At 40.9% G+C, this 22793-nt stretch carries 23 protein-coding genes; 5 read left to right on the top strand and 18 right to left on the bottom strand.

Annotated features, from left to right (window positions below; all coding sequences use genetic code 11):
• Positions 1–103 precede the first annotated feature (103 nt).
• The 4 genes from ACLKML_RS11065 to cysE all read left to right on the top strand — a co-directional run bounded on the left by ACLKML_RS11065 (position 104) and on the right by cysE (position 3208).
• Complete coding sequence (locus tag ACLKML_RS11065) at positions 104–538, top strand: rhodanese-like domain-containing protein (RefSeq protein WP_413285364.1); 435 nt, start codon at positions 104–106, stop codon at positions 536–538.
• A gap of 111 nt (positions 539–649) precedes the next feature.
• Positions 650–1123 carry a protein-export chaperone SecB gene (gene secB, locus ACLKML_RS11060; RefSeq protein ID WP_317716575.1) on the top strand — a complete coding sequence of 158 codons (474 nt, stop codon included), beginning with the start codon at positions 650–652 and terminating at the stop codon, positions 1121–1123.
• A 229-nt stretch (positions 1124–1352) separates the two neighbouring features.
• Positions 1353–2384, top strand: a complete 1032-nt coding sequence (gpsA, locus tag ACLKML_RS11055; protein WP_413285363.1) for an NAD(P)H-dependent glycerol-3-phosphate dehydrogenase — start codon at positions 1353–1355, stop codon at positions 2382–2384.
• A 2-nt stretch (positions 2385–2386) separates the two neighbouring features.
• On the top strand, positions 2387–3208 hold the full coding sequence (gene cysE / locus ACLKML_RS11050) for a serine O-acetyltransferase (RefSeq protein WP_413285362.1): 822 nt from the start codon (positions 2387–2389) through the stop codon (positions 3206–3208).
• Positions 3209–3278: 70 nt separating this feature from the next.
• Here the strand turns inward: cysE and ACLKML_RS11045 are convergent, their stop codons facing one another.
• The 3 genes from ACLKML_RS11045 to ACLKML_RS11035 all read right to left on the bottom strand — a co-directional run bounded on the left by ACLKML_RS11045 (position 3279) and on the right by ACLKML_RS11035 (position 7239).
• Positions 3279–4613 carry an MATE family efflux transporter gene (locus tag ACLKML_RS11045; RefSeq protein ID WP_413285361.1) on the bottom strand — a complete coding sequence of 445 codons (1335 nt, stop codon included), beginning with the start codon at positions 4611–4613 and terminating at the stop codon, positions 3279–3281.
• A gap of 186 nt (positions 4614–4799) precedes the next feature.
• On the bottom strand, positions 4800–6251 hold the full coding sequence (locus ACLKML_RS11040; protein ID WP_413285360.1) for a dihydrolipoyl dehydrogenase: 1452 nt from the start codon (positions 6249–6251) through the stop codon (positions 4800–4802).
• Between the two features lie 259 nt (positions 6252–6510).
• A complete protein-coding gene (locus tag ACLKML_RS11035) occupies positions 6511–7239 on the bottom strand; it encodes a redoxin family protein (protein ID WP_413285359.1) in 729 nt (242 codons plus the stop codon).
• Positions 7240–7411: 172 nt separating this feature from the next.
• Between ACLKML_RS11035 and oxyR the strand changes: the two genes are divergently transcribed.
• A complete protein-coding gene (oxyR, locus tag ACLKML_RS11030) occupies positions 7412–8296 on the top strand; it encodes a DNA-binding transcriptional regulator OxyR (RefSeq protein WP_317716581.1) in 885 nt (294 codons plus the stop codon).
• Between the two features lie 108 nt (positions 8297–8404).
• Here oxyR and ACLKML_RS11025 read toward each other — a convergent pair whose 3' ends face one another.
• From ACLKML_RS11025 to hybO, 15 genes are all read right to left on the bottom strand, one after another.
• Positions 8405–8575: a hypothetical protein gene (locus tag ACLKML_RS11025; RefSeq protein WP_413285358.1), complete on the bottom strand. Its 171-nt coding sequence runs from the start codon at positions 8573–8575 to the stop codon at positions 8405–8407.
• A gap of 10 nt (positions 8576–8585) precedes the next feature.
• A complete protein-coding gene (gene hypF, locus ACLKML_RS11020; RefSeq protein WP_413285357.1) occupies positions 8586–11000 on the bottom strand; it encodes a carbamoyltransferase HypF in 2415 nt (804 codons plus the stop codon).
• 2 nt (positions 11001–11002) lie between these two features.
• On the bottom strand, positions 11003–12016 hold the full coding sequence (gene hypE / locus ACLKML_RS11015; protein ID WP_413285356.1) for a hydrogenase expression/formation protein HypE: 1014 nt from the start codon (positions 12014–12016) through the stop codon (positions 11003–11005).
• Positions 12013–13269, bottom strand: coding sequence for a hydrogenase formation protein HypD (hypD, locus tag ACLKML_RS11010; protein WP_413285355.1), 1257 nt, complete (start codon positions 13267–13269; stop codon positions 12013–12015). The genes hypE and hypD overlap by 4 nt, the downstream gene beginning before the upstream one ends.
• Positions 13269–13592 carry a HypC/HybG/HupF family hydrogenase formation chaperone gene (locus tag ACLKML_RS11005; protein ID WP_413285354.1) on the bottom strand — a complete coding sequence of 108 codons (324 nt, stop codon included), beginning with the start codon at positions 13590–13592 and terminating at the stop codon, positions 13269–13271. Before ACLKML_RS11005 ends, hypD begins: the two co-directional genes overlap by 1 nt.
• Before the next feature lies 1 nt (position 13593).
• Complete coding sequence (gene hypB, locus ACLKML_RS11000; RefSeq protein WP_413285353.1) at positions 13594–14652, bottom strand: hydrogenase nickel incorporation protein HypB; 1059 nt, start codon at positions 14650–14652, stop codon at positions 13594–13596.
• On the bottom strand, positions 14652–14993 hold the full coding sequence (gene hypA, locus ACLKML_RS10995; protein WP_413285352.1) for a hydrogenase maturation nickel metallochaperone HypA: 342 nt from the start codon (positions 14991–14993) through the stop codon (positions 14652–14654). The genes hypB and hypA overlap by 1 nt, the downstream gene beginning before the upstream one ends.
• On the bottom strand, positions 14986–16194 hold the full coding sequence (locus tag ACLKML_RS10990; RefSeq protein ID WP_413285351.1) for a hypothetical protein: 1209 nt from the start codon (positions 16192–16194) through the stop codon (positions 14986–14988). The genes hypA and ACLKML_RS10990 overlap by 8 nt, the downstream gene beginning before the upstream one ends.
• A gap of 18 nt (positions 16195–16212) precedes the next feature.
• On the bottom strand, positions 16213–16695 hold the full coding sequence (gene hybE / locus ACLKML_RS10985; protein WP_413285350.1) for a [NiFe]-hydrogenase assembly chaperone HybE: 483 nt from the start codon (positions 16693–16695) through the stop codon (positions 16213–16215).
• The gene (locus tag ACLKML_RS10980) at positions 16667–16924 is read right to left on the bottom strand and encodes a HypC/HybG/HupF family hydrogenase formation chaperone (RefSeq protein WP_413285349.1); all 258 of its coding nucleotides are present in this window, start codon (positions 16922–16924) and stop codon (positions 16667–16669) included. Before ACLKML_RS10980 ends, hybE begins: the two co-directional genes overlap by 29 nt.
• On the bottom strand, positions 16915–17409 hold the full coding sequence (locus ACLKML_RS10975; protein WP_413285348.1) for a HyaD/HybD family hydrogenase maturation endopeptidase: 495 nt from the start codon (positions 17407–17409) through the stop codon (positions 16915–16917). Before ACLKML_RS10975 ends, ACLKML_RS10980 begins: the two co-directional genes overlap by 10 nt.
• Positions 17410–17492: 83 nt before the next feature.
• Positions 17493–19193, bottom strand: coding sequence for a hydrogenase 2 large subunit (hybC, locus tag ACLKML_RS10970; RefSeq protein ID WP_413285347.1), 1701 nt, complete (start codon positions 19191–19193; stop codon positions 17493–17495).
• Positions 19190–20452, bottom strand: a complete 1263-nt coding sequence (gene hybB, locus ACLKML_RS10965) for a Ni/Fe-hydrogenase cytochrome b subunit (RefSeq protein ID WP_413285346.1) — start codon at positions 20450–20452, stop codon at positions 19190–19192. The genes hybC and hybB overlap by 4 nt, the downstream gene beginning before the upstream one ends.
• Positions 20452–21462, bottom strand: a complete 1011-nt coding sequence (gene hybA / locus ACLKML_RS10960) for a hydrogenase 2 operon protein HybA (protein WP_413285345.1) — start codon at positions 21460–21462, stop codon at positions 20452–20454. Before hybA ends, hybB begins: the two co-directional genes overlap by 1 nt.
• Positions 21463–21464: 2 nt before the next feature.
• Positions 21465–22586, bottom strand: coding sequence for a hydrogenase 2 small subunit (hybO, locus tag ACLKML_RS10955; RefSeq protein WP_413285344.1), 1122 nt, complete (start codon positions 22584–22586; stop codon positions 21465–21467).
• Positions 22587–22793 lie beyond the last annotated feature (207 nt).

The raw sequence follows: 22793 nt of genomic DNA, 5'->3' as shown, positions 1-22793 counted from the left end.
GTTTGAATTGCGATCCACTCTCGCCTATAACTCGTATCCTCGTTATACTCACGCTTTAAATTTGTAATCGGGGCTTAGCCCACAATTTGTAAGAGTATTAGAAATGCAAGAATATATTGATTTTATACAAGGCAACATGCTGCTCGCTATGGCCTTTGTTGGTATCGTTGTGGCGCTTATATTGAACATCTATAAAACCTCTACAGCTAAATACAAAGACATCTCTCCTGCACAGCTGACTCAATTCATCAATAAAGATGAAGGCGTAGTTATTGATCTCCGCACTAAAGATGAATTCAAACAAGGGCATATTACTGGTTCAGTTCACGTTTTACCGTCTGATATTAAATCAGGATCGTTGGCAAACCTTGAAAAATACAAACCAAACCCAATTACAGTGGTATGTAAGACGGGTCAAACCGCTAGCGAAAGTGCAAACCTGTTAGCAAAAGCGGGTTTTGAGAATGTTCATCTGCTTAAAGGTGGCATTCTTGCTTGGAGCGAGGCGAAAATGCCGCTTATTCGTGGTAAAAAATAACGAGATCACTGAGTCGCTTGGTAACATTTGCCTCAATGCTAACTCAAATATCGTCCTAAAAATGGACCAACAGAATTTTTATAACAGATTCAAAATTAAGGAAAATTAAAAATGGCTGAAGCAGCACCTCAAGAAAACCAACAGAACTTCACTATCCAACGTATCTTTTTAAAAGATGTTTCTTTTGAAGCACCTAACTCTCCAACCATCTTTCAACAAGAGTGGAATCCAGATGTTAAATTGGATCTAGATACTCAAAGTAGAGAATTAGGTGAAGGTGTTTACGAAGTGGTTTTACGTTTAACGGTTACCGTTAAGAACCAAGAAGAAACAGGTTTCCTTTGTGAAGTTCAGCAAGGTGGTATCTTCACTGCTGAAAAAATGGAAGCAGGCCAACTTGCTCATTGCTTAGGTGCTTTCTGCCCTAACATCCTTTTCCCATATGCACGTGAAACTATCTCAAGCTTAGTGGTTAAAGGAACTTTCCCACAACTTAACTTAGCACCAGTTAACTTTGACGCTCTGTTTATGAACTACCTACAGAACCAAGCGAAAACTGAAGATAAATCAGAAGCTGACGCATAATAGTTAAAAACTTTCTATGCATCGCTGTTTCGTTGTTTAAATGATGGTTTAGTTATTTAAACAATAAAACGGTGAGCAAAGTATCAAGAGAAAGTCATGAAGATAAAAAATGCACAATGCTACGCGCTTGTGCATTTTTTATCTTAATCTTAGTTAATTGCAGAGATATTCGTTAGGTTCGGTATATTAGCTAACGACAAGTGTTTACATATAGATTCAGGAAGTGCTCATGTCTACTAAACAAAATAATGCCTATGGAAAAGAGATTGCAATGACAGTGATCGGAGCCGGTTCATATGGAACATCGCTGGCAATCTCATTGGCTCGAAACGGGGATAATATTGTTTTATGGGGACATGACCCTGAGCATATGAATACGTTGCAAAATGATCGTGCTAATCATGCCTTCTTGCCAGAGATTGCCTTTCCTGACACTTTGCTGGTTGAGTCTGACTTAGCGAAAGCTGTACAAGCAAGCCGAGATCTGTTGATTGTTGTGCCAAGTCATGTGTTTGGTACGGTTCTTAAGAGCCTTAAACCGCACTTAAGAAGTGATAGCCGTATTTGTTGGGCAACCAAAGGGCTAGAACCAGAAACAGGACGATTACTGCAAGATGTGGCTCACGATATTGTTGGTGATGACTATCCCCTAGCTGTGTTATCTGGTCCAACGTTTGCGAAAGAGTTAGCCGCTGGTATGCCTACCGCGATTGCGGTTGCCTCTCCTGACGCTGAGTTTCTAGAGCAACTGCAAGATAAAATTCATTGTGATAAGACCTTTCGTGTTTATGCCAATAACGATTTTATCGGAATGCAACTCGGCGGTGCGGTGAAAAATGTGATCGCTATTGGAGCAGGAATGTCTGATGGAATAGGTTTTGGTGCCAATGCAAGAACGGCTTTGATTACACGTGGACTGGCTGAAATGACGCGTTTAGGAACAGCCTTAGGCGCTCAACAAGAGACCTTTATGGGAATGGCGGGTTTGGGTGATTTAGTGCTGACGTGTACTGACAATCAATCACGTAATCGCCGTTTTGGTTTGGCGTTAGGACAAGGTAAAGGTGTGGATGTTGCACAACAAGAAATAGGTCAAGTTGTTGAGGGATATCGAAATACTAAAGAAGTGTGGTTGCTTTGTGCTCGTATGGGTGTTGAAATGCCAATAGTTGAGCAAATATATCAAGTATTATATCAAGGCAAAGACGCGCGATTAGCCGCGCAAGATCTGTTGGCCAGAGATAAGAAATCGGAAGGATAAGTATGAAGCACTGTAAGCCAAGTAATGTATGGCAGACGATTGTAAAGGAAGCGAGAGAACAATCTGTTCAAGAGCCTATGTTAGCGAGCTTTTATCATGCAACGATTATTAATCATGATAGTCTTTGTGCTTCTTTGAGCTACATACTAGCCAATAAATTCAAAACCGCTTCTATGCCCGCTATGGCAGTGCGTGAAGTGGTGGAAGAGGCATTAGCCGCCGACCCGGAGATCACCGAATCTGCGGCCGCGGATATTTGTGCCACTGTTAGCCGAGATCCTGCGGTAAGTTTGTATTCTATTCCATTGCTTTACCTTAAAGGGTTTCATGCTTTGCAGGGATACAGAGTCGCAAATTATTTATGGAAACAAGGACGAGTCGCATTGGCGACGTATTTGCAAAATCAAATTTCTGTTGCTTGTCAGGTTGATGCTCATCCAGCTGCAACGATTGGTCGAGGTATTATGCTTGACCATGCTACTGGTATTGTTATTGGTGAAACAGCGGTAGTTGAAAATGATGTATCAATACTGCAAAACGTTACGCTAGGCGGTACAGGTAAAGAGTGTGGTGACCGACATCCTAAGATCCGTGAAGGGGTAATGATTGGAGCGGGTTCTAAGATTCTCGGTAACATTGAAGTGGGAGTTGGTGCCAAAATTGGTTCTGGCTCGGTAGTGCTTCAAGCTGTTCCGGAACATACTACTGTCGCTGGAGTGCCGGCTAAAATAGTTGGAAGACCGATGACTGATAAGCCTTCTGAAGATATGGATCAAAGGTTCAATGGTAAGCAGCATGGTTATATTGACGGCGCTGGAATTTAGTACTTTTCGCTCACTATTTGATTTTCATTTTCGTTATTAATATTGAGCTGTGAAGTACTTATCTTTTTCTTTATCTAGAGCTTAGGTTTTTTAGATGAACAGCATAAATATAGCCACATATCCCACCTAAAATGTTGCCTAATGCTATACCAACAAACAGTCCTTGAACTTGGTATAGCCAACTTCCTATCCATGCTGCGGGTACAGTAAATACAAACAACCGCATGAAACTCCAATAGAAAGCCTGTAGCGGTTTATGCATTGCATTTAAGCTACTAACTAACAACATAATAATGCCTTGAAATCCATAGCTAAAAGGCACAATAACAAGATAAAGCCAGATTAAATTATTAACACTTTCTTCTCGGCCAAATAAGGCTGCGAGTGGGATACTTAATGGCACCATCATAATAAACAAAATGAATTGAAACCCAATAGAAAAGCGCATGGAAAGAAACATAGCCTTAAAACTACGTTCATAGTTTTTTGCGCCCAAATTTTGCGCCATAAAAGGGGTGAGAGCTGATGTTAGCGACATCAGAACCAATAATAAAATGGATTCGATACGTTGGGCGGCTCCGTAAGCCGCGACAGCAGCGGTACCATGACTGGCCAATATTATCATCAGAACTGCGCCTGAAATGGGCGTCATTGCATTGGATATACCGGCAGGAGTGCCTATTTTTAACACTTGTTTCCAGTCAGACATCAGGTAAGAAAAATTAGGCAGTGCCAGTAAATTTTCTCGTTTGATTAATAGATACAGCGAGCAAGCTAAAGCGCCCAACCAACTTAGTGCACTGGCGATTGCCGCACCTTTTATTCCTAGCTCTGGAAAAGGGCCATAACCAAAAATAAGTAATGGATCTAGAATACCGTTTAGACCACCAGACACAATCATTATTTTGGCTGGTGTTTTGGTGTCTCCTGTTGCTCTAATTGCGCTATTGCCCGCCATTGGAATAACCAATAACGGTATAGTGAGATACCAGACAAACATATAATCTTTGATGAGCAAGATCAGTTTGTCTTCTGCGCCTAAAAATTGAAACAGAGGTTCAATGGTAAATATGCCGAACATAGAGGCGATGGAAATGAGCAGTATGGCAAGAAGTAATCCATGAGAGGTAAAACGAGCGGCATCTTTGTTGTTGCCTTGGCCTAATAATCTGGCAATGTTAGTGGATAGGCCAATGCCTATGCCCATGGTGATGCAATTGACTCCAAAGGTCACTGGAAAAGTAAAACTGATGGCGGCGAGTGAATCCGTACCCAGTAGCGAGATAAAAAAAGTATCAACAAGATTAAACATCAAGATTGCAATCAAGCCAAACACCATTGGGATTGTCATAGTACGAAGAACTTGAGGTATCGGCGCTGTTAGGAGCCCGTGTTTGTCTTGCATAGTGGCGTCGTATCGGAGAAACAGGCGATTAGGATACCGTTTTTTTTCTATTTCTCATAGATTTGTGTTGTTGAGTGGTTTGGTGTTTTTTATCGAATTTGTTTCTACAAATAGGTTAAGTGAATAGTTGAATGGCAAGTCGGCTACTCAACAGGAGTCGAGTAGCTGATTGATATTTGGTATTGATTAACAACCTGGGCCGCAATCGAGGCAGTTTTTAATCATTTCTGGTCCAAGGTGCAGTTTCGCATTCAAATCTCGTAATGCAGTACGAACGCCTTCTTCAATGACCGGATGATAGAAAGGCATGTCGAGCATTTCAGAAATAGTCATTTTGTTCTGATGCGCCCAAGCAAGTAAATGAGCAAGATGTTCTGCATTTGGTCCCATCATTTCCGCACCTAAGAAGCGACCGGTACCTTGTTCGCCATAAACATGCAGTAACCCTTTGTTTCTCAACATGACTCTAGAGCGACCTTGTCCTTCAAATGATACTTCACCTGTTGCAAAGCAGCCACAACTGCCTAGTCTGTCGGTTATCTGTTTGTATGTTTCACCCACCATTGCAATTTGTGGGTCAGTAAATACTGCAGAAATAGATGAACGACGCAGTCCTGCTCGGATATCAGGGTATCGGCCAGCGTTATCACCAGCAATACGACCTTGATCCGCCGCTTCATGTAACAGAGGTATTTGATTGCTTGCATCACCAGCAATGAAAATACTGCTGACTGAGGTTTGCAAAGTGAAATAATCGGCCGTTGGCACACCACGATCATCCAGTTGCACATCGGTATTTTCAATCGCTAATTTATCAACGTTTGCTCTACGACCCGTTGCAGCCAAAACGTAATCGACTATAAAGGTTTCAGGTTGCTGATCTTGGTTGATAAATACGATTTCTACTTTGTCACCTATACGCTCCATTTTCTCAACTTTTACGTCTGCATCTAGGTAAAATTCTTCTTTAAACGCTTTATCTGCGTATGCCATGACTTCTGGATCAGAGATAGGGCCTACTTGTCCACCAACACCAAATAATTTTACGTTAACACCTAAGCGATGTAGTGCCTGTCCCAGTTCTAAACCAATCACACCAGGGCCAAATACCGCCACAGATTCTGGTAAATCATCCCATTCAAAAACGTCATCATTAATAACTAGTCTGTCGCCAAGATCATTCCAAACTCCAGGGTAAGCAGGTCGTGAACCCGTTGCAATAACAATGCGTTCTGCCTGTATTTCGGTATGGTCATCAACAATTAACGTTGTGTTATCAACGAATTTAGCATAGCCAGAGATTTTGTCTTCAGCTGGAATTTCGTCAACACCTTCAAGTACAAAACCTACAAATCGGTCTCGTTCTCGTTTTACTCGGTCCATCACTTCTCTGCCATTGATAACCGTTTCACCTTGAGGGTAAACACCAAATGCAGGGGCTTTTTCTATCTGATGAACGCTTTCTGCTGCGGCAATAAGTAATTTTGATGGCATGCAACCTACTCGAGCACAGGTTGTGCCGTAAGGACCACCTTCAATCATAACGACGTTTTTATTATGCGCTTTTGCTGCGCGATAGGCGCCAAGACCCGCTGTGCCACCGCCAATAACGGCCACATCTACATTTATTTTTTTCATGGGAAATCTCTTTTTGATATTTAAGCTGTTGTTGGTTTTAGCAATAGCTGGTTTTGCAAACCGTTAATTTTAGTCATAGCCGGTTTTACTAATATTTGATGTTAGTAACCGTTGTTAAGTAGCCGTTATAATTAATTGGTGCTTTGAAAGAAGGAAATCAGAGTGAGCGTGTGCTGCGCTCTGGTTTCCTTCAAATAGCCATTATCGCCATTTAATCGTGATTAATAAGTAACGAATAAGGTCTATTAATTGTCACTGATTAGCCAAGATAAGCTTCTAACTCTTCACTACCACCAATGTGTTTACCGCCAATGTAAACTTGTGGAACCGTTGTTTTACCTGTTATTGCACGTAAAGTTACGGTTGTTGCATCTTTACCCAAAACAACTTCTTCATACTGAAGTCCTTTATCGATTAGATTCTGTTTTGCTTTTGCACAGAAAGGACAACCAGGTTTAGTAAATACCGTTACGGATTCTTGCGTTTTATATTCAGGAGCAATGTAGTTCAACATTGTGTCAGCATCAGAAACTTTGAACGGGTCGCCTGGTTCATTTGGTTCGATGAACATTTTTTCAACTACGCCATTTTTTACTAGCATGCTGTAACGCCATGAACGCTTGCCAAAACCAATTTCGTTTTTGTCGACTAACATGCCCATGCCGTCAGTGAAATCGCCGTTACCATCTGGGATGAAGGTAATGTTTTCGGCTTCTTGGTCATTTTTCCAAGCATTCATTACGAACGTGTCGTTTACTGATACGCAAAGAATGTCATCGACACCGTGATCTTTAAATACAGAATACAATTCGTTATAACGAGGTAGGTGACTAGAAGAACAAGTCGGTGTAAACGCGCCCGGTAGACTGAATACAATCACAGTTTTATCTTTAAACAACTCATCTGTAGTTAAGTTAACCCATGCATCACCTTGACGAGCAGGGAAAGTAACTTGTGGGACGTTTTGACCTTCTTTAGATGTTAACATAATAAATTTCCTCGGGTTTAAATGGTAAGTTCCTAGCTTAATTTAGCAGAACTGATTTTAAATTGTGTAACGGGTTTCCGTTTTGTTGAGTTAATTATTAGATATTTTCGTTGATAGTTCTAATCGTTTAATACTATAGTACCGATAGTTTAATTCTATCTTTAAGGTAAGCATGAATATAAGAGACTTTGAGTACCTTGTAGCTTTAGCTGAACATAAGCATTTTCGCAAAGCCGCAGAAGCTTGTTTTGTGAGCCAACCTACGTTAAGTGGCCAAATTCGCAAATTAGAGGATGAACTCGGTACTGCACTTTTAGAACGAAGTAGCCGTCGAGTGTTGTTCACTGAATCGGGTTTGCAGCTTGTTAATCAAGCTAAAAAAATTCTCAACGAAGTTAAAACCTTTGTTGATATGGCCAGTTTGCAAGGTAATGAAATGAGTGGACCATTGCATATTGGCTTTATTCCTACGGTTGGTCCGTATTTAATGCCGAAGATTATTCCGCATTTAAAGAAGGATTTTCCAGATTTAGAGCTTTTTTTACATGAGGCCCAGACCAATCAATTGGTTAGCCAGTTAGAAGAAGGGCGACTAGATTGTTTAGTATTGGCTTCTGTAGCAGAAACGGAACCATTCAAAGAGTTGGATCTCTATGTCGAACCGTTATACGTCGCGGTACCTTGCGAGCATGAATGGGCCAGTTTGAACGAACTCGACATGCAGCAACTTAATGGACATACGGTTCTCTCTTTAGGTGACGGACACTGTTTAAGAGACCAAGCATTAGGTTTTTGTTTTGCAGCTGGAGCAAAAGATGATGAACGATTTAAGGCAACCAGCTTAGAAACACTTAGGAATATGGTTGCAGCAGGGGGAGGGATTACTTTATTACCTGAGCTTTCTGTGCCAGCGAGTAAAGTTCAAGATGGAGTTAAGTACTTAAAAGCCAAAGACCCGATCCCAACTCGCAAAATCGTATTAGCTTACAGAGCTGGTTCACCTTTGCGACACCGTTTTGAAGCTTTGGCTCAGTCTATTTCTAGTTATTTGCAATAGCGTTTTGAGTCGGTTTTTCGATGGTTATTTTATCCGCGCAGGTATGAGATTAACTCATGCTTGCGCAGATGGTTGTCGTTATGTTCTCCATTGATCATTCCGCAGAACTTACTTCCTTTTCTTCCACAGATAATAAGCGCTCACAGCGACAATAAGCAGAATGAGGCCACCTACTATTTCTTCTGGGTGACTATGAGCACCGCCAGGGTGTGCTATGGCTGATGTTGGTATAAATAGTAACGTAGGTATAAACAGTAACGCTGTTAATCTTTTTTTCATTGCTAAATCCTTATTGTTTTGAGTTGTGTTTCAGTAGTGCAATTGCTAGTTGGCCTAATGCTAGCCCGCCATCACCACAAGAAAATTGACTATGTTGCAAGATGGATATCTTGTCATTTAGTGCTTTTGTTAATAATTGAGTTAACAGAGCATTGTGAAAAACGCCACCAGTAAGCACTAAATGGCTAATATTGTGTGAGTGATATTGTTCTTTTGCCGCGATGACAAGGTTGGCTAATGCTGTAGCGAAAGATAAATGGAATAAGTACGCTTTGTCTGCGCGAGTATTAGTGTTTGTGATGAATTTTGGCCAGAATTCGGTTAAGTCGATTTCCAACTGACGATGGCCTATTTTTATCGGTTTTATATTTGTTTTATTGGTACAGTTTTGAGCTAAAGCCTCGAGTTGACAGGCACTCAAGCCTTCATATTCAGAATGGTCAAAAGCAATATTTAACGATGCTGCGACGGCGTCAAACAAACGTCCTGCTGATCTTACTTGGTGACTATTAATGTTGCGTTGCATTGCTTTGGTCAATAATAACAATGGCTTACTTGCAAAGTTCTGCTTCAGTGAATGGTTCTGAGATAACGAATTTGTTGTCGTTAATTCAGCAAAATTAAAAGTGGGATAAAAGGCTTTTAAGTGAGCGTATAGTGAACGCCAAGGCTCTTTGACTGCTTTATCGCCACCAAGCAAATTAATAGCTGGTAAGCCACCTATTTGTTGAGAATGTTGATAATCGGCTAATAATAATTCTGCTCCCCAAATTGTACCATCTTCACTAAAACCAAGGCCATCCATGGCTAGAGCTAACACTTTTCCATCCTTCGCTGCCCACTTATTTTCTACTAAACAACTCGCCACATGAGCATGATGATGCTGCACTAAGTGGTGGTGACCTTGTTGAGCTAGGGCGTATTGATGACTGAAGTAACCTGGATGTAAATCGGCAATATGATGAATTGGCTTGCTTTGATAAAGCGAAATAAAATGCTCGATTGCTTGTTTATACTGCTGTTGAGTTTCAATGTTAGTCAGATCACCAAGGTATTGGCTTACTATGATCTTTTTGCTTTTTCCTATGGCGAAGGCATTTTTCAAATCACCACCATAAGCGAGGTAACCATCTGCATTGGGGAAGTCTGATGGCAACGTTATCGCGTTAGGAACAAGGCCTCTAGAACGCCTTAGTGTTTCCTGTTGTCCTTGCTTATTAATTCTAATTAATGAGTCGTCGCAGCGTTGAGTAATATCGCGGTTGTGCAGGATAAACAGATCTGCAATGCCATTGAGTGTATTTAAAGCTTGTTGATTATCTAGGACAGGAGGAAGTCCGCTTTTGTTGGCCGATGTCATGACCAATGGCTTGTTGAAATAGCGGCAAAGTAAGTGTTGTATTGGATTTGATGGCAGCATTAAGCCGATTTCATTCAATTGTGGCGCGATATTTTGGGCTAGGATAGATCCCTTTTTTTTCTTGAGTAACACATTTTTTTTCTTGAGTAACACAATAGGTGCCGTGTGACTTTGGAGTGCTTTTTTTTCATGTTGGTCGATATAGGCAAACGAATGAGCTGAGCAAATGTTACTGACCATAACGGCCAGAGGTTTGTATTGGCGATGTTTTCTGTTTCGTAGTGTTGCAATAGCGTGTTGATTGGTGGCATCGCAAGCTAAATGAAATCCACCTACCGATTTAATGGCGATTATTTTACCGTGTTTCAAAGCTTGAATCGCCAATGTAAGCCAATTTTCTGAGTCGTTAGTCTCATCTGTTAATTGAGCCCCATTGATTAATTTAGCTCTCTCTGTGAATTTGCTTTTATTTTGTAAGGTACGACCATCTGCTGAAACCACTTGGATTTGTGGGCCACAAGCTGGACAAGCAATGGGTTGTGCGTGGTAACGTCTATTCGAGGGGCTGATGTATTGGTGGTGGCATGTTGGACAAAGTGGGAAATCAGCCATAACCGTTTTAGGTCTATCGTAGGGCATTTGCTTAATGATGGTAAAGCGTGGTCCGCAGTGTGTGCAATTAATAAAAGGGTAGTGGTAACGATGATCGTGAGTTGAAAATAATTCTGCTAAACATTCAGGACAGGTTGCTGCATCGGGGACGACTTGAGTGTCGATGTTGGTTGTGCTTGATTGATTAATGCTGAAATGATTAGGCAGCGTTTGCCAAATTATTTCACGTTCAAGTAATGTCTCTATTTGTGCCAAAGGTGGCAGTTCACAGTAAAGTTTTTGCTTAAATTGCTCAATATTCGGGTGTTGTAGCAAACAAATTAGCACACCTTGTCCGTCATTGAGTACATGACCTTTTAGTGATAGTTGTTCAGCAAGTTGCCATACAAACGGTCGAAAACCGACGCCTTGTACTTTGCCTTTTACTCTAAGTTCGATCCCTTTAATCAACATATTTAACAAATTCTTGGCATAGGTTCGCTATTAGGCAAATCTAGCCAACGACTGCCTCCAAAAGGACTTTTTATAGTAACTTGATTTGCCGAGTTTACCTCACCGATGATAGCGGCTTCTTTTCCTGCTATGGTCTGTTTTAAAGCCTGTAACGCTTGTTGTGAGTGCTCTTGGGCAACAATAGCAACGAGTTTGCCTTCATTGGCAAAATTGATCGCTTCTAATCCGAGTAATTCACAGATTCCACGCACTTCAGGGCTGACAGGAATGGTTACTTCATCGAGTTGAAAGCCACAACCAGAACTGGCCATAAACTCGTGTAGTACCGCATTGACACCGCCACGAGTTGCGTCACGTAGACAACGAATTCCTGCAATAGGTAACATGGTTTCAACAAGAGGGTACAAGTGTTGGCAATCACTGGCTAATTGCCCATCTAATCCTAGTTTTTCTCTTAGATTTAATATGGTTGCGCCATGATCACCCAAAGTTCCAGATACAATAATTTTGTCACCAGGTTGAATTTTATTTGCTGCCCAATCAACGGATTTAGGTATAACGCCTAGTCCACTGGTATTAATGAAAATTTTATCCGCTGCGCCTTTTGGGACGACTTTTGTGTCGCCTGTAACGATTTTAATGCCGGCTTCTGATGCCGCTTTCGCCATGGAGACGACAATTTTTTCTAGGTCAGAAAGAAGTAACCCTTCTTCTAAAATAAAGGCACTAGAGAGAAATTGAGGTTTTGCGCCACTCATTGCCACATCATTAGCTGTGCCATATACCGCTAGTTTTCCAATATCGCCGCCGGGGAAAAAAATAGGGTCTATGACAAATGAGTCGGTTGAATAAGCAAGTGTGTTTCCTGCATCGGAAAACTGGGTTAATGCAAGCCTCGCCTGATCTTCTTGTTGCTCAAGCTGTGCATTGCAAAAGTGCTTAACAAACATCGTTTGTATTAGATTTTGCATGGCTTTACCGCCACTGCCATGCGCCATTGTTATTCTGCTGTTCATTCCGACCTCTTTGTCGTGGTTGGTTTTATATCGGATATTGCAATTTTATCCGCTATGGTTGCTGGCGAATGGCTTGGATTATGATCGATATTGTGCTTTTGGTTAGGCTTACCGTTTGGATAATGATCGGTCGTGTTATTTTGGCTACAGTTATAGCTATAATTATAGTAGGCAGCGCAGGCTCCTTCTGAAGAAACCATGAGGGCGCCAATTGCATTTTCTGGAATACAGTTGTCGGCAAATAGCGGGCAATCTGTTGGTTTGCATAAACCAGACAGAACTTCGCCACAACGACTACCTTGTGGATCACTTGCGGTGTAAGTTTTGGGTTGGAAGTAGTGTTCTGCATCAAAGTGAATGAAGTTTTTGCTTAATTTAATGCCTGACTTTTTAATCATTCCTAGACCACGCCATTCGCTAGATTGCTTTGTCTTGAATACTTGTGCCATGGCTTTCAATGCTTGAGTATTACCTTGTTTTTTAACCACTCTGGAATATTGATTCTCTATTTCACACCGTGATTGCTTAAATTGAGTAACGAGCATCAATATTGCCTGCAACATATCTAATGGTTCAAAACCGGTCACTACAGAAGGCTTTGAATAAGTATCTACAAGCGGTTGATAAGGCTGAGTGCCGATGATCATCGAAAGATGGCCGGGCAAAAGAAAACCGTCAATGCGAATCTCTTTTTGATTTAGTAGAGCTTGTAAAGTCGGCATTAACGTTATGTGTTGGCAGAACAGCTTAAAATTATTGATTTGTTTTTGTTCTGCCTGTAATACCGTCATCGCTGTTGCTGGCATGGTTGTCTCAAAACCTAAGCCGAAGAAGATGATTTGTTTGTGTGGATTTTTTTCAGCTAACAGCAGGGCATCCATTGGTGAATAAACAATACGCACATCACAACCACGAGATTTTGCATCAAGCAGTGAACCGTTGGATCCAGGTACGCGCATGGCATCACCGAAAGTACAGAGGATGGTATTGTCTATTTCAGCAATGGCAATGCATTGATCTAATCTTGATTTTGGTAAAACACAAACAGGGCAGCCGGGCCCATGAACAAATTCGATATCTTTGGGCAGAAGTTGAATCAGGCCAAATTTAAATAAAGTATGGGTATGCCCGCCGCATACTTCCATAATTTGTAATGGTTTTTTGTTGTCAGGAATGGCTAGTAACGCATTGTTAATGTTATCAATGATGGCTTTCGCCAGGGTTGGGTCTCTATATTCATCGACATAATCCATTATGATTCCTCAGTTACTTGCCCAATAGCACTGAAATCATTCAGTTCATGTTGTAAAGCTTGCATTGACTCTAACGCACTCAGTGTTTCTTTTGCTTGGCTTTCATCAATGATGCACATCGCAAATCCAACATGAACCAGTACCCACTTGTCTAGCAGTTGGTTCACTAGAGTTTGCTGATTAACTATGTTTTTTTTATCGACTGCCGTATCGATGACACAAGCGATATTGATTTCTCTTTTAATCCCACTTATTTCTACCTTGGCTAACATGGCATGTGCATCGGTTATTTCGACTATTTTTCCGGGAATACCAAGACACATATTATTTCTCCTGTAACCAATCTAGCCATGCTTGCATACCTTCTCCTGTTGTGGCTGAGATAAGCATAATTTGCAGATCAGGATTGATACGTTTGGCATGCGCTATACAGGTTTCTAAATCAAAATTAAGGTGGGGAAGTAAATCTGTTTTATTGATTAACATGAGGTCTGCATTAGAAAAAATATCGGGGTATTTTAAAGGTTTATCTTCACCTTCTGTGACGGATAAAACCGCAACTTTAAAGTGTTCTCCTAAATCAAATGCCGCCGGGCAGACAAGGTTTCCAACGTTTTCTATAAATAACAGGTTGTCTGGTTGTGGCTTTAAATGATCAATCGCTTGAGAGACCATTTGAGCATCTAAATGACAGCCTTTCCCTGTATTAATTTGAATGGCTTTGACCCCAGTTTGACGAATTCTATCTGCGTCATTGCTAGTTTGTTGATCGCCTTCAATTACGGCACACTTATCAGTATCAAGACGTTTTAAGGTTTCGACTAATAATGTGGTTTTTCCAGAACCGGGACTAGAAACAAGATTAAGTGCCTTGATATTTTGTGTATTTAAAAAATCTCGGTTGTGGTGTGCAATTGCATCATTTTTGGCCAATATATCGGTTTCAATTTGTACCATTCTGCTTTGAGTCATACCTGGTGCATGAGAATGTGCTGCCCCTTTACCAAAATGTAGGTCGTCACCATTTTTTTGAGCATAAAATACGTCTTGAATTTCTTCTTGATGGTGATGGCTAGGTTTGTGATGACTAGGTTTGTGATGACTATGCTTGTGGTCGTGTGCATGCTGATGTGATGTCTCTGTATTAGGTATATTAGTCGACGACCTATCAATGTCAGCTGTCGCATGGTAGTGAATATGTACTGGTCCAAAATAATGATGATGAACGACTTGCGCCTCAGTTTTATGCTGGTGGGAATGAGGGGGAAGGTGGTTATGCTCGTGTTGATGAGGATGCTCAGAGTTATTATCGTGTTGGTGAGAATAGCCTTGTGTGTTTTCTATGGTTACGTTGCCTGCTCCGCAGCCGCATGTTGTACACATTATATAACCTCCAATTGTTTAATTCGCATGTCACTAGTGTTCTTGGTTCGTATGCTATGTCCATTGCATTCAGGGCAAGGAGCTAAGCGTGTGAGCAAATGAATTTCTTTTTCACAGTTAAAACACCAGGCAATGCCTGGTGATAAAATAATTTCTAATGTTGCTGATTCAGCTAGAGTTCCTTTACATACCACTTCAAAACAAAATCTCAATGCATCAACTTCGATACCTGCGAACGTGCCGATTTGGACAAAAACGGTTTTTACTTTGTTGAAACCTTGTGTTTTTGCTTGCTCTTCTATCACTTGAACTAAGCTTTCACAGAGGGACATTTCATGCATGGTTCGTTTTCCTTTCGCTATTCGTTCTATTGTCATGAGTGCTATTGCTACTAGGACTGTCTTTCGGCTCGCTATTTTTTGAAATAGAAAGTGAAAACTCAACACAAGGGTCGATAGCCCAAACCAGTTGTCTAATCCATTTGAGATTCATTTCTGGTATTTTTTGCCCTAGTAATGCCTTTTCCATCAGTCCACCAGAAGCGAATAGACGGTCTGTTGGTGCATCAATACTGTAGCGAGTGATTAATCCTTTATTATCAATTGACAGGTCATGTCGTAAAATACCTCTTGAAGTGAGCGCTGAATTATTAAGAGAGGTTTGACTTAGATTTGGATCGTGATTCACCACTACCATTTCAATCATTCTGGCTAACGTCCTTGTTGCCACATTTGCTCCCCATCGTTGTAAAGAAGACAGCACTAAAGGATGATTTTTTTGTCGGCTTAATGAACTGTTCTCTTGAGATATATTCCAATGCTCAAATGTTCCTAAATCAGTTAATTGCTGTTGCTGCAAGGTTTTCAGTAGTTGAGAGTAAGGTGCTTTTCCTTGAGTCCACAGTAAAAATTCCGACCAAGTAAATTCGAGAAAATCAGATGGTTCACAACCAAAAAGAGAGGAAAGGTGTGGATTGATCAATTGGTAATATTCGTCATTTAGCGCATTATTGTTGTTGTCGCCAGAAAGCGTATCGTCACCAGTATTCTGCTTAGCAGTGTTGTCATTACTACTTGTATCGCTAACAATATTGGATGTTGGTATGGGAGCGACATTGTTGATTAAATTAAGCAACAATTTAGCCAGCGATAAACTTGGCTGCATTGCAAAGTTGTTACCGAAAAGCTCTCGTTCCATCTGCCAAAGTTGCCAATTATGTTCTTTTAGCCATTCTAATGAACCACGACGTGTCAGATTTTGCTGCTGTTTTTGTGAAATGGTGTGCTGATTTAAGTTGGCAATAGCCTTAATTGCTGCGGTTTGTTGAGCTTGGGCGCAGAGTAAGAATAGGTTCGGGAGTGTCAATAGAGCTTGCATTGGCGTTTTACCGACTAATATCTGCCCGATATTTTTTGGACGGCTATTTTTTATCTTTACCGCAGTGATTTTAGTTGTTTGATCTACGGTTAATATGATCGTGATCTGACCAATACTGGTATTGAGTTTGTCAGAGATGTCAGCATGTTGATGGCTATTAATCATGATAAATACGCTCTAATACTAACTGGTTGCTTTATTTTGCAAACCGAACAAAGCTCGACGAGACTGATCTTTTACTTGTATTTGTTCTGTCGGAATCGCGGTAATTAACTGGCGTACATCTTTGGCTAGTTGCAACGCACTGACTTGACTCGTTATATTTTGTAGTGGTGACATGACAGAACAGGCTAAATAGGTGCCTAGTTGCTTATGACTTCCATAGGTAAATGAGAAATTGCCTGCAGGTAAACATAGCCCAACTTTATTACCGACCGTTTGTGCTTGCCAAACTCGATTGGGTCCAGGAATTAATAAGATGCTCAGCATCCAAGGTGTCAGTAATACCCCTAACCAATCGTTTTCATAGAGAGAAAATCCCACCGCTTTAACCGTTAATTTTTTATTGTTAAAAGGTAAGTCGGCCATTTGATGGGTATTAATATGCTCGAATACGCTTTCTAGCGTATCGCATGGATTATGAGTAAAGTTTTGCAGCACGTTCATAGTCTCCTGTCGCGAGCGCTTGTTGTAGCTCGATTGCTTTAAGTGCTCGCTGTTTGTCTATTTTTTCTACGGCAAAATTACCTACTTGAATTAATAAATAGTCACCTGCTTTTACATCATCATCTAACATGATTAAGCTAACTTTTGTTAAGTTGCTTTTTTCTCCTATCATTGCTGATTGCGTATTTTCATCGACATGCTGAACTAATGCGGGAATCCCTATACACATACTGATTCCTGTTTGCTTTTTAGTGGCACTCCGATTTTGGCTAAATGGTCTATAATTTGTGTTTTCATTAAGCCTATTTGAGATTTAACTGTGTCGCTCATTTCAAGGCCTGGTGTGATATCGTTGGGAACAATACCGACAAGGAAAATGTTTTTAGGAGATTCCTCAGTGAGTTTTAATGCTCCCAAAAGATCGGAAATACCTAATTGATGTGGAGACACTTTATTGTGGAAAAGAGCAGGAACTTGATCATCTTTTAGATTGATGACGGTGCCTGGTTTCGCTCCGGTTAGAACGGCATCAACGATGATTACGTGCTCTCGATTAGCAATAAACTCCAATAGTTCCATACCGGCAGTGCCACCATCGACCACATCTATACCATCAGGGAATTGATACTCATTTTCTAACTGATTAATAATGTGTACACCAACCGATTCATCTCTTAGAAGTAAGTTTCCGACTCCTAAAACTAAAACATTCATGTTTTCTCCTAAAGCATGTTTACCTAATCTTTAAGTGTCTCCCTTTATGGTTTTTTTTCCAAAAAGGGAGATAAGACAGTGTGTTAAAGCACTTTTACTTGAGTAATGTCATTACCTCGGGTATCGACAATGTGTACAGCACAAGACATGCAAGGATCGAAAGAGTGAATGGTTCTAATCACTTCTAATGGGTTTTCTGCATCGGCGATTGGCGTGCCAATAAGTGATTGTTCATAAGGGCCGAGTTCATCTGTATCATTTCTAGGACCAGAGTTCCAAGTTGACGGAACGACCGCTTGATAGTTCTCTATCTTGCCATTATTAATAACAATCCAGTGAGAAAGCATTCCACGCGGAGCTTCGTGGAAACCAACTCCTTTAATTATGCCATCTGGAAAATGCGGTTTGATGTACGTGGTGGTATCACCTGATGCAATATTATCTATTAAGGCTTGATACTGATGTTGCATGGTATCTTTGAGAACAGCGCAACGTACCGCACGAGTGGCATGTCTGCCCAAAGTAGAGTGCAGATGTTTTATCTCTGGTTTAATTCCAGTTAGCATTTCAAAAGCGCCAAGTACGTCATTAAGGTGCTTAGTTGTATTTTTATCACCAGAGGCCACAGCACATAGAACTTGTGCAAGCGGACCGACTTGTGTTGCTTTGCCATAAAAAGTAGGCGCTTTAACCCAAGAATATTTACCGTTATCTTCGAAGCCGGTGTAATTTGGGTCCGTTTTTCCTTGCCAAGGATGGAATGGACCATCGTCTTGATACCAAGAATGCTTGCTACTTTCAGCAATGCCGTCAATTAAATATTGATCATCATGGCTGGTTATTGGTTTAAACGTTGATAAATCACCGTTCTCAATATAACCACCAGGCATCAAGAAGCTACCTCCTTTGTCATCGGTAGGCATATCAGGTATAGAAAGGTAATTTGTCACACCTTCACCGATGGCGAGCCATTCAGGATAATGAGCGGCGACTATTGCCACGTCGAGTTTGTATACTTGCTCTATAAATTCATCCAGTTCGTCTATAAAGGATTTGATGTACATTAAGCGTTCTTTGTTTAATACACTTTGCGCATCTAGATTGATTGGATTGGCTACACCTCCCACGGCAAGGTTTTGAATGTGTGGTGATTTACCACCAAGAATGGCAACAATACGGTTAGCATTACGTTGATATTCAAGAGCCTGTAGATAATGAGCGACAGCGATAAGGTTGATTTCAGGAGGCAATTTCATTTCTCTGTGCCCCCAGTAGCCATTGGCAAAGATGCCTAATTGACCGCTATCTACTAATTTTTTCAGCTTGTTTTTTACTTTCTGGAATTCGGCTGCTGAATTTAATGACCAAGTTGACAATGGACGACATATCTCTTCACATTTAAGCGGGTCTGCTGCTAATGCGGAGACTACATCTACCCAATCAAGAGCGGACAGTTGATAAAAATGCACGACGTTATCGTGGATACCATGTGCAGCAACGATTAGATTACGAATGTACTGGGCGTTTTTAGGGATATCAAGCTTCAAGGCACTTTCTACTGAACGCACCGATGCAATAGCATGTACAGTGGTGCAAACGCCACAAATTCGTTGAGTAAAAACCCATGCATCAAGAGGATCTTTACCTTTCAATATTTCTTCCATTCCTCGCCACATCGTCCCAGAAGACCAAGCATTTGTGACGATGCCATTATCAATTTCGCAATCGATACGTAAGTGGCCTTCGATGCGGGTTACTGGATCAATTGTAATACGTTGACTCACGCATCACCTCCTTTAGTATCGTTATTAGAATTGTGTGAATGATTATAATTATTTGAATTGTCAGTGTTATCTATCGCCGACGGACCTTGAGTTTTGGATTGAGAGTGAACACGTTCCAAAGCGGGCATTACAGGTAAAAAGCGGATAATGATAAGATAGGTTGCTACTTCAACAGCGATTAAGCCGACTGAAATAATCAGTTCTAAAGTGCTGGGGAAATAATGATAACCATCTCCAGGCATATAGCCGATGGTAGATAAATTCATCCGCCACATTGATGCTGCTAGCATCATAGAAAGGGCACCAATAAATAACATTCGTGAATCTTTTCTTAACGCATCCCAATGGAAAATGACCAAAGGAAAACAAAAGAGTCCCATTTCTATCCAAAACATCAGAGCATAAAAATCAAAATTGGCTAAGTAATTTACTTTATCGGTGAAAACCAACTCGGCAAATCTCAAAACCACAAATCCGATTAAAAATAGGTGAGCAACTTGGGTTAAGCGGTAAAATAGATGAGTTTCATCCGCCACACTTTCGTTGCGTAAGCCAGCCTGCGTTAATGCACCTTGGTAGACAACAATAGAAAAGCCCATAATAGCAGCGGTGAACAATGAGAAAATCGGTAACATTTCATAGCTTTGCCATAATGGATGAATTTTATGTCCCGATAAAATAAACAAAGACCCCATCGAAGACTGGTGCATCATCGGCAATAAAAGTCCTAGGGCGATGGCGATATACATTACTTTGTTTAATTTTTTTAATGTCGCTTTTGCTCCGAATTTTTCAAAAATGGAGGGTGCAAATTCAATGAACAGAACGCCAATGTAAATAGTCATACAAACGGCGGTTTCAAATAGAACTGAATTTATATTGAATTGACCCGGAACAAAGAAGTAAGGAATGGCAAAATAACGACCTAGATCGATAGTAATAGAGAGCCCGCCTAAAGCATAACCAAACAAACTCGCTAGCAAAGCTGGGCGTACTAATGGGTGATAGTCTCCTTTGTTGAAGAAATACACTGCCCAAGCGAGAACCCAACCACCACTGGCAAGCCCTGTACCTACCAGTAAATTAAAGCTTTTTAGTAGCCCCCATGCGTAACCTGCGTTTAGGTTAGATATTGAACCGATACCGTAAAATAGGCGGTAAACGATTAATATCATACTGATTACAACTAGGGTAGAGAATGCAATAACGCGCCAAGAAAAAAGCGTTCCTCCTAATGCTTTTGATTTAATGTGTGCCATTAATCCTCTTCCTTATTTGTTGTGTTTGTTGTATCTATTTGCTGGTGTTGTTCCTTTGCTTGTTGGTCTTGTTTTTTTATGTTTGAACGGGTACGTAGAATAAACCCACCGAATAAGGCAATTGGTAACAACATGCCTGTATATATTCCGTGTTGCATTGTTTCTGCTCTGGCACCAACAGCGCGAGTATCTAGTGTAGGTAAACCGAGTTTTTGATAAGGAACGCCTGAGATCACTAGAGATTGGGTTCCGCCGCCATCAAACTCGCCAAAGATATAATCTTGGTAAACTGCGGCGGTTTTGGTTTGATAATCTTCACTTTCTAGTGTTGCACGTGGGTAGTCATATTCTTGACCTGGTTTTGAGGCGATACGTTTTTTTGCTTCAGCTAACAATTGGTCACGTTTACCGTAGATGACTGCGCCAGTAGGGCAGACTTCGACACAGCCAGGTAGTAAACCTTTGTCGATGCGTTCAACGCCTTTTTGGTTACAGAATTGACACTTTTGAATTTGGCCATAAATATCATCATATTCGTATTGTGGTACGTTATATGGACAAGCAACCATGCAGTAGCGACAGGCAACACAGTATTTTTTATCGTAACTGACAATGCCTGTTATTGGATCTTTAGTCATTGCTGATACAGGGCAGGCGGAAACACAATCAGGATCAATGCAGTGCATACATTGTCGCTTTGTATAAGCGTAACCATTGTCGAGCTGATCTTTTTCACTACCTGTGCCATCTTCCCATACTTGAATAATATTATGTGTGTAGATAGATAGTTTGCTATTGACTGAGAACGTATCGGCTTGAGGGTTAGTGTCTAGTTGATTGACTTCTTGGCATTTATAAACACACGCTTGGCAACCTATACATAAAGTTGAATCATATAGCATACCAATGGCTTCTGGTGGCGGTTCATGATTTGGCCGAGCTTGTACACTTCCAGTTCCAAGTGCCAAGGATGAACCAACCGCGGTTTTTAAGAAATTACGACGATCCATGGTTAACCCTCATTTGAATTTGAGTCTTTTTGTTTTTGTTGTTTACCTAGTTCTTTAATAGTCATCAAACTTATACCGGCAACAAGACCAGCTGAAGCACTTAATATAGCGACAGCAGAGCTGGATTTTTCATTACCGATCTGTGCATCAACATTGGGATGAATGGATGAAGGCGTTTGACGTTGAACATTGGCTAATTCATGAATGCTTTTAGTAAATCCGACGTTTTCTTCGTTGCAACCGATGCATGGATGGCCTATGCCTACTGGCCAAATTCCTCCGCCAACGTCACAAAATTCTAGGGTAGAACAGTTACCGTATGTCTCGGGTCCCTTGCATCCTAGTTTGTATAAGCACCAACCATTACGATGGCCAACATCACCAAATTCGTTGGCAAAACGACCTGCATCAAAATGAGGGCGGCGTTCACAGTGTTCATGAATCAGGCGGTCATAAGCAAATTTAGGCCGACCTTTTTGATCCAGCGCAGGTGCTTTACCAAAAGTAAGATAATGGGCAACTGTTGCTAAAAAATTATGAGGATTAGGAGGGCAGCCTGGAATATTGATAATACTTTTTCCTGGCAGAATATCTTGCAGAGATCGAGCATTAGTAGGGTTGCCACCAGCTGCTGCAACTCCACCCCAACAGGAACAAGAGCCAATAGCGATAATGACGGCGGCATGCTCAGCGGCTTCCTTTATATGCTCCACGATAGGTTTACCAGCAACCATACAGTATACGCCGCCATCTTTGATAGGAATTGAGCCGTCTACCACCAAAACGTACTCACCTTTGTACTGTTCTATTGCATGATGTTTATTTTCTTCAACCTTGTGACCTGCCGCGGCTGAGAGTACTTCGTGGTACTCCAAAGAGATCATATTTAAAATTAGGTTTTCGATAGTAGGATGAGTAGAGCGCAATAAGGATTCGGTACATCCTGTACATTCTTGTGCTCCAATCCAAATAACGGGTGGCCGTTTAGATTGAGTAATCGCGTCGGCAATAGTATTGGCTGCATTGGCTTGCGTTATTCCCATCGTTGCCGCAAGACCTGCGCAAAATTTCATAAAGGAACGACGGGATACATCATTTTGTTCGAGTAGATCGTAGCCATCCATTTTTCAGACCATCCTTCGTTATTGTATTTGTAGGGGTATTTTTTGTGTGTAACTTTACATTTTCACGTATTAAAAATTGGCTTTTATTAGTTTTTTCTAATTCACCAAAAGTTAGTAAAATGTAATTATATTGCTAATACTCAAGTTTGATCTGAGTCAACTTGTAAGGCTATATAGATAAGTCAAATTAAAAACCTTGGTAGGAGT

Origin of the sequence: Vibrio sp. MA40-2 (genome assembly GCF_047302445.1) — a bacterium.
Lineage (GTDB): Bacteria > Pseudomonadota > Gammaproteobacteria > Enterobacterales > Vibrionaceae > Vibrio.
This window is presented reverse-complemented; position numbering and strand designations above follow the sequence as displayed.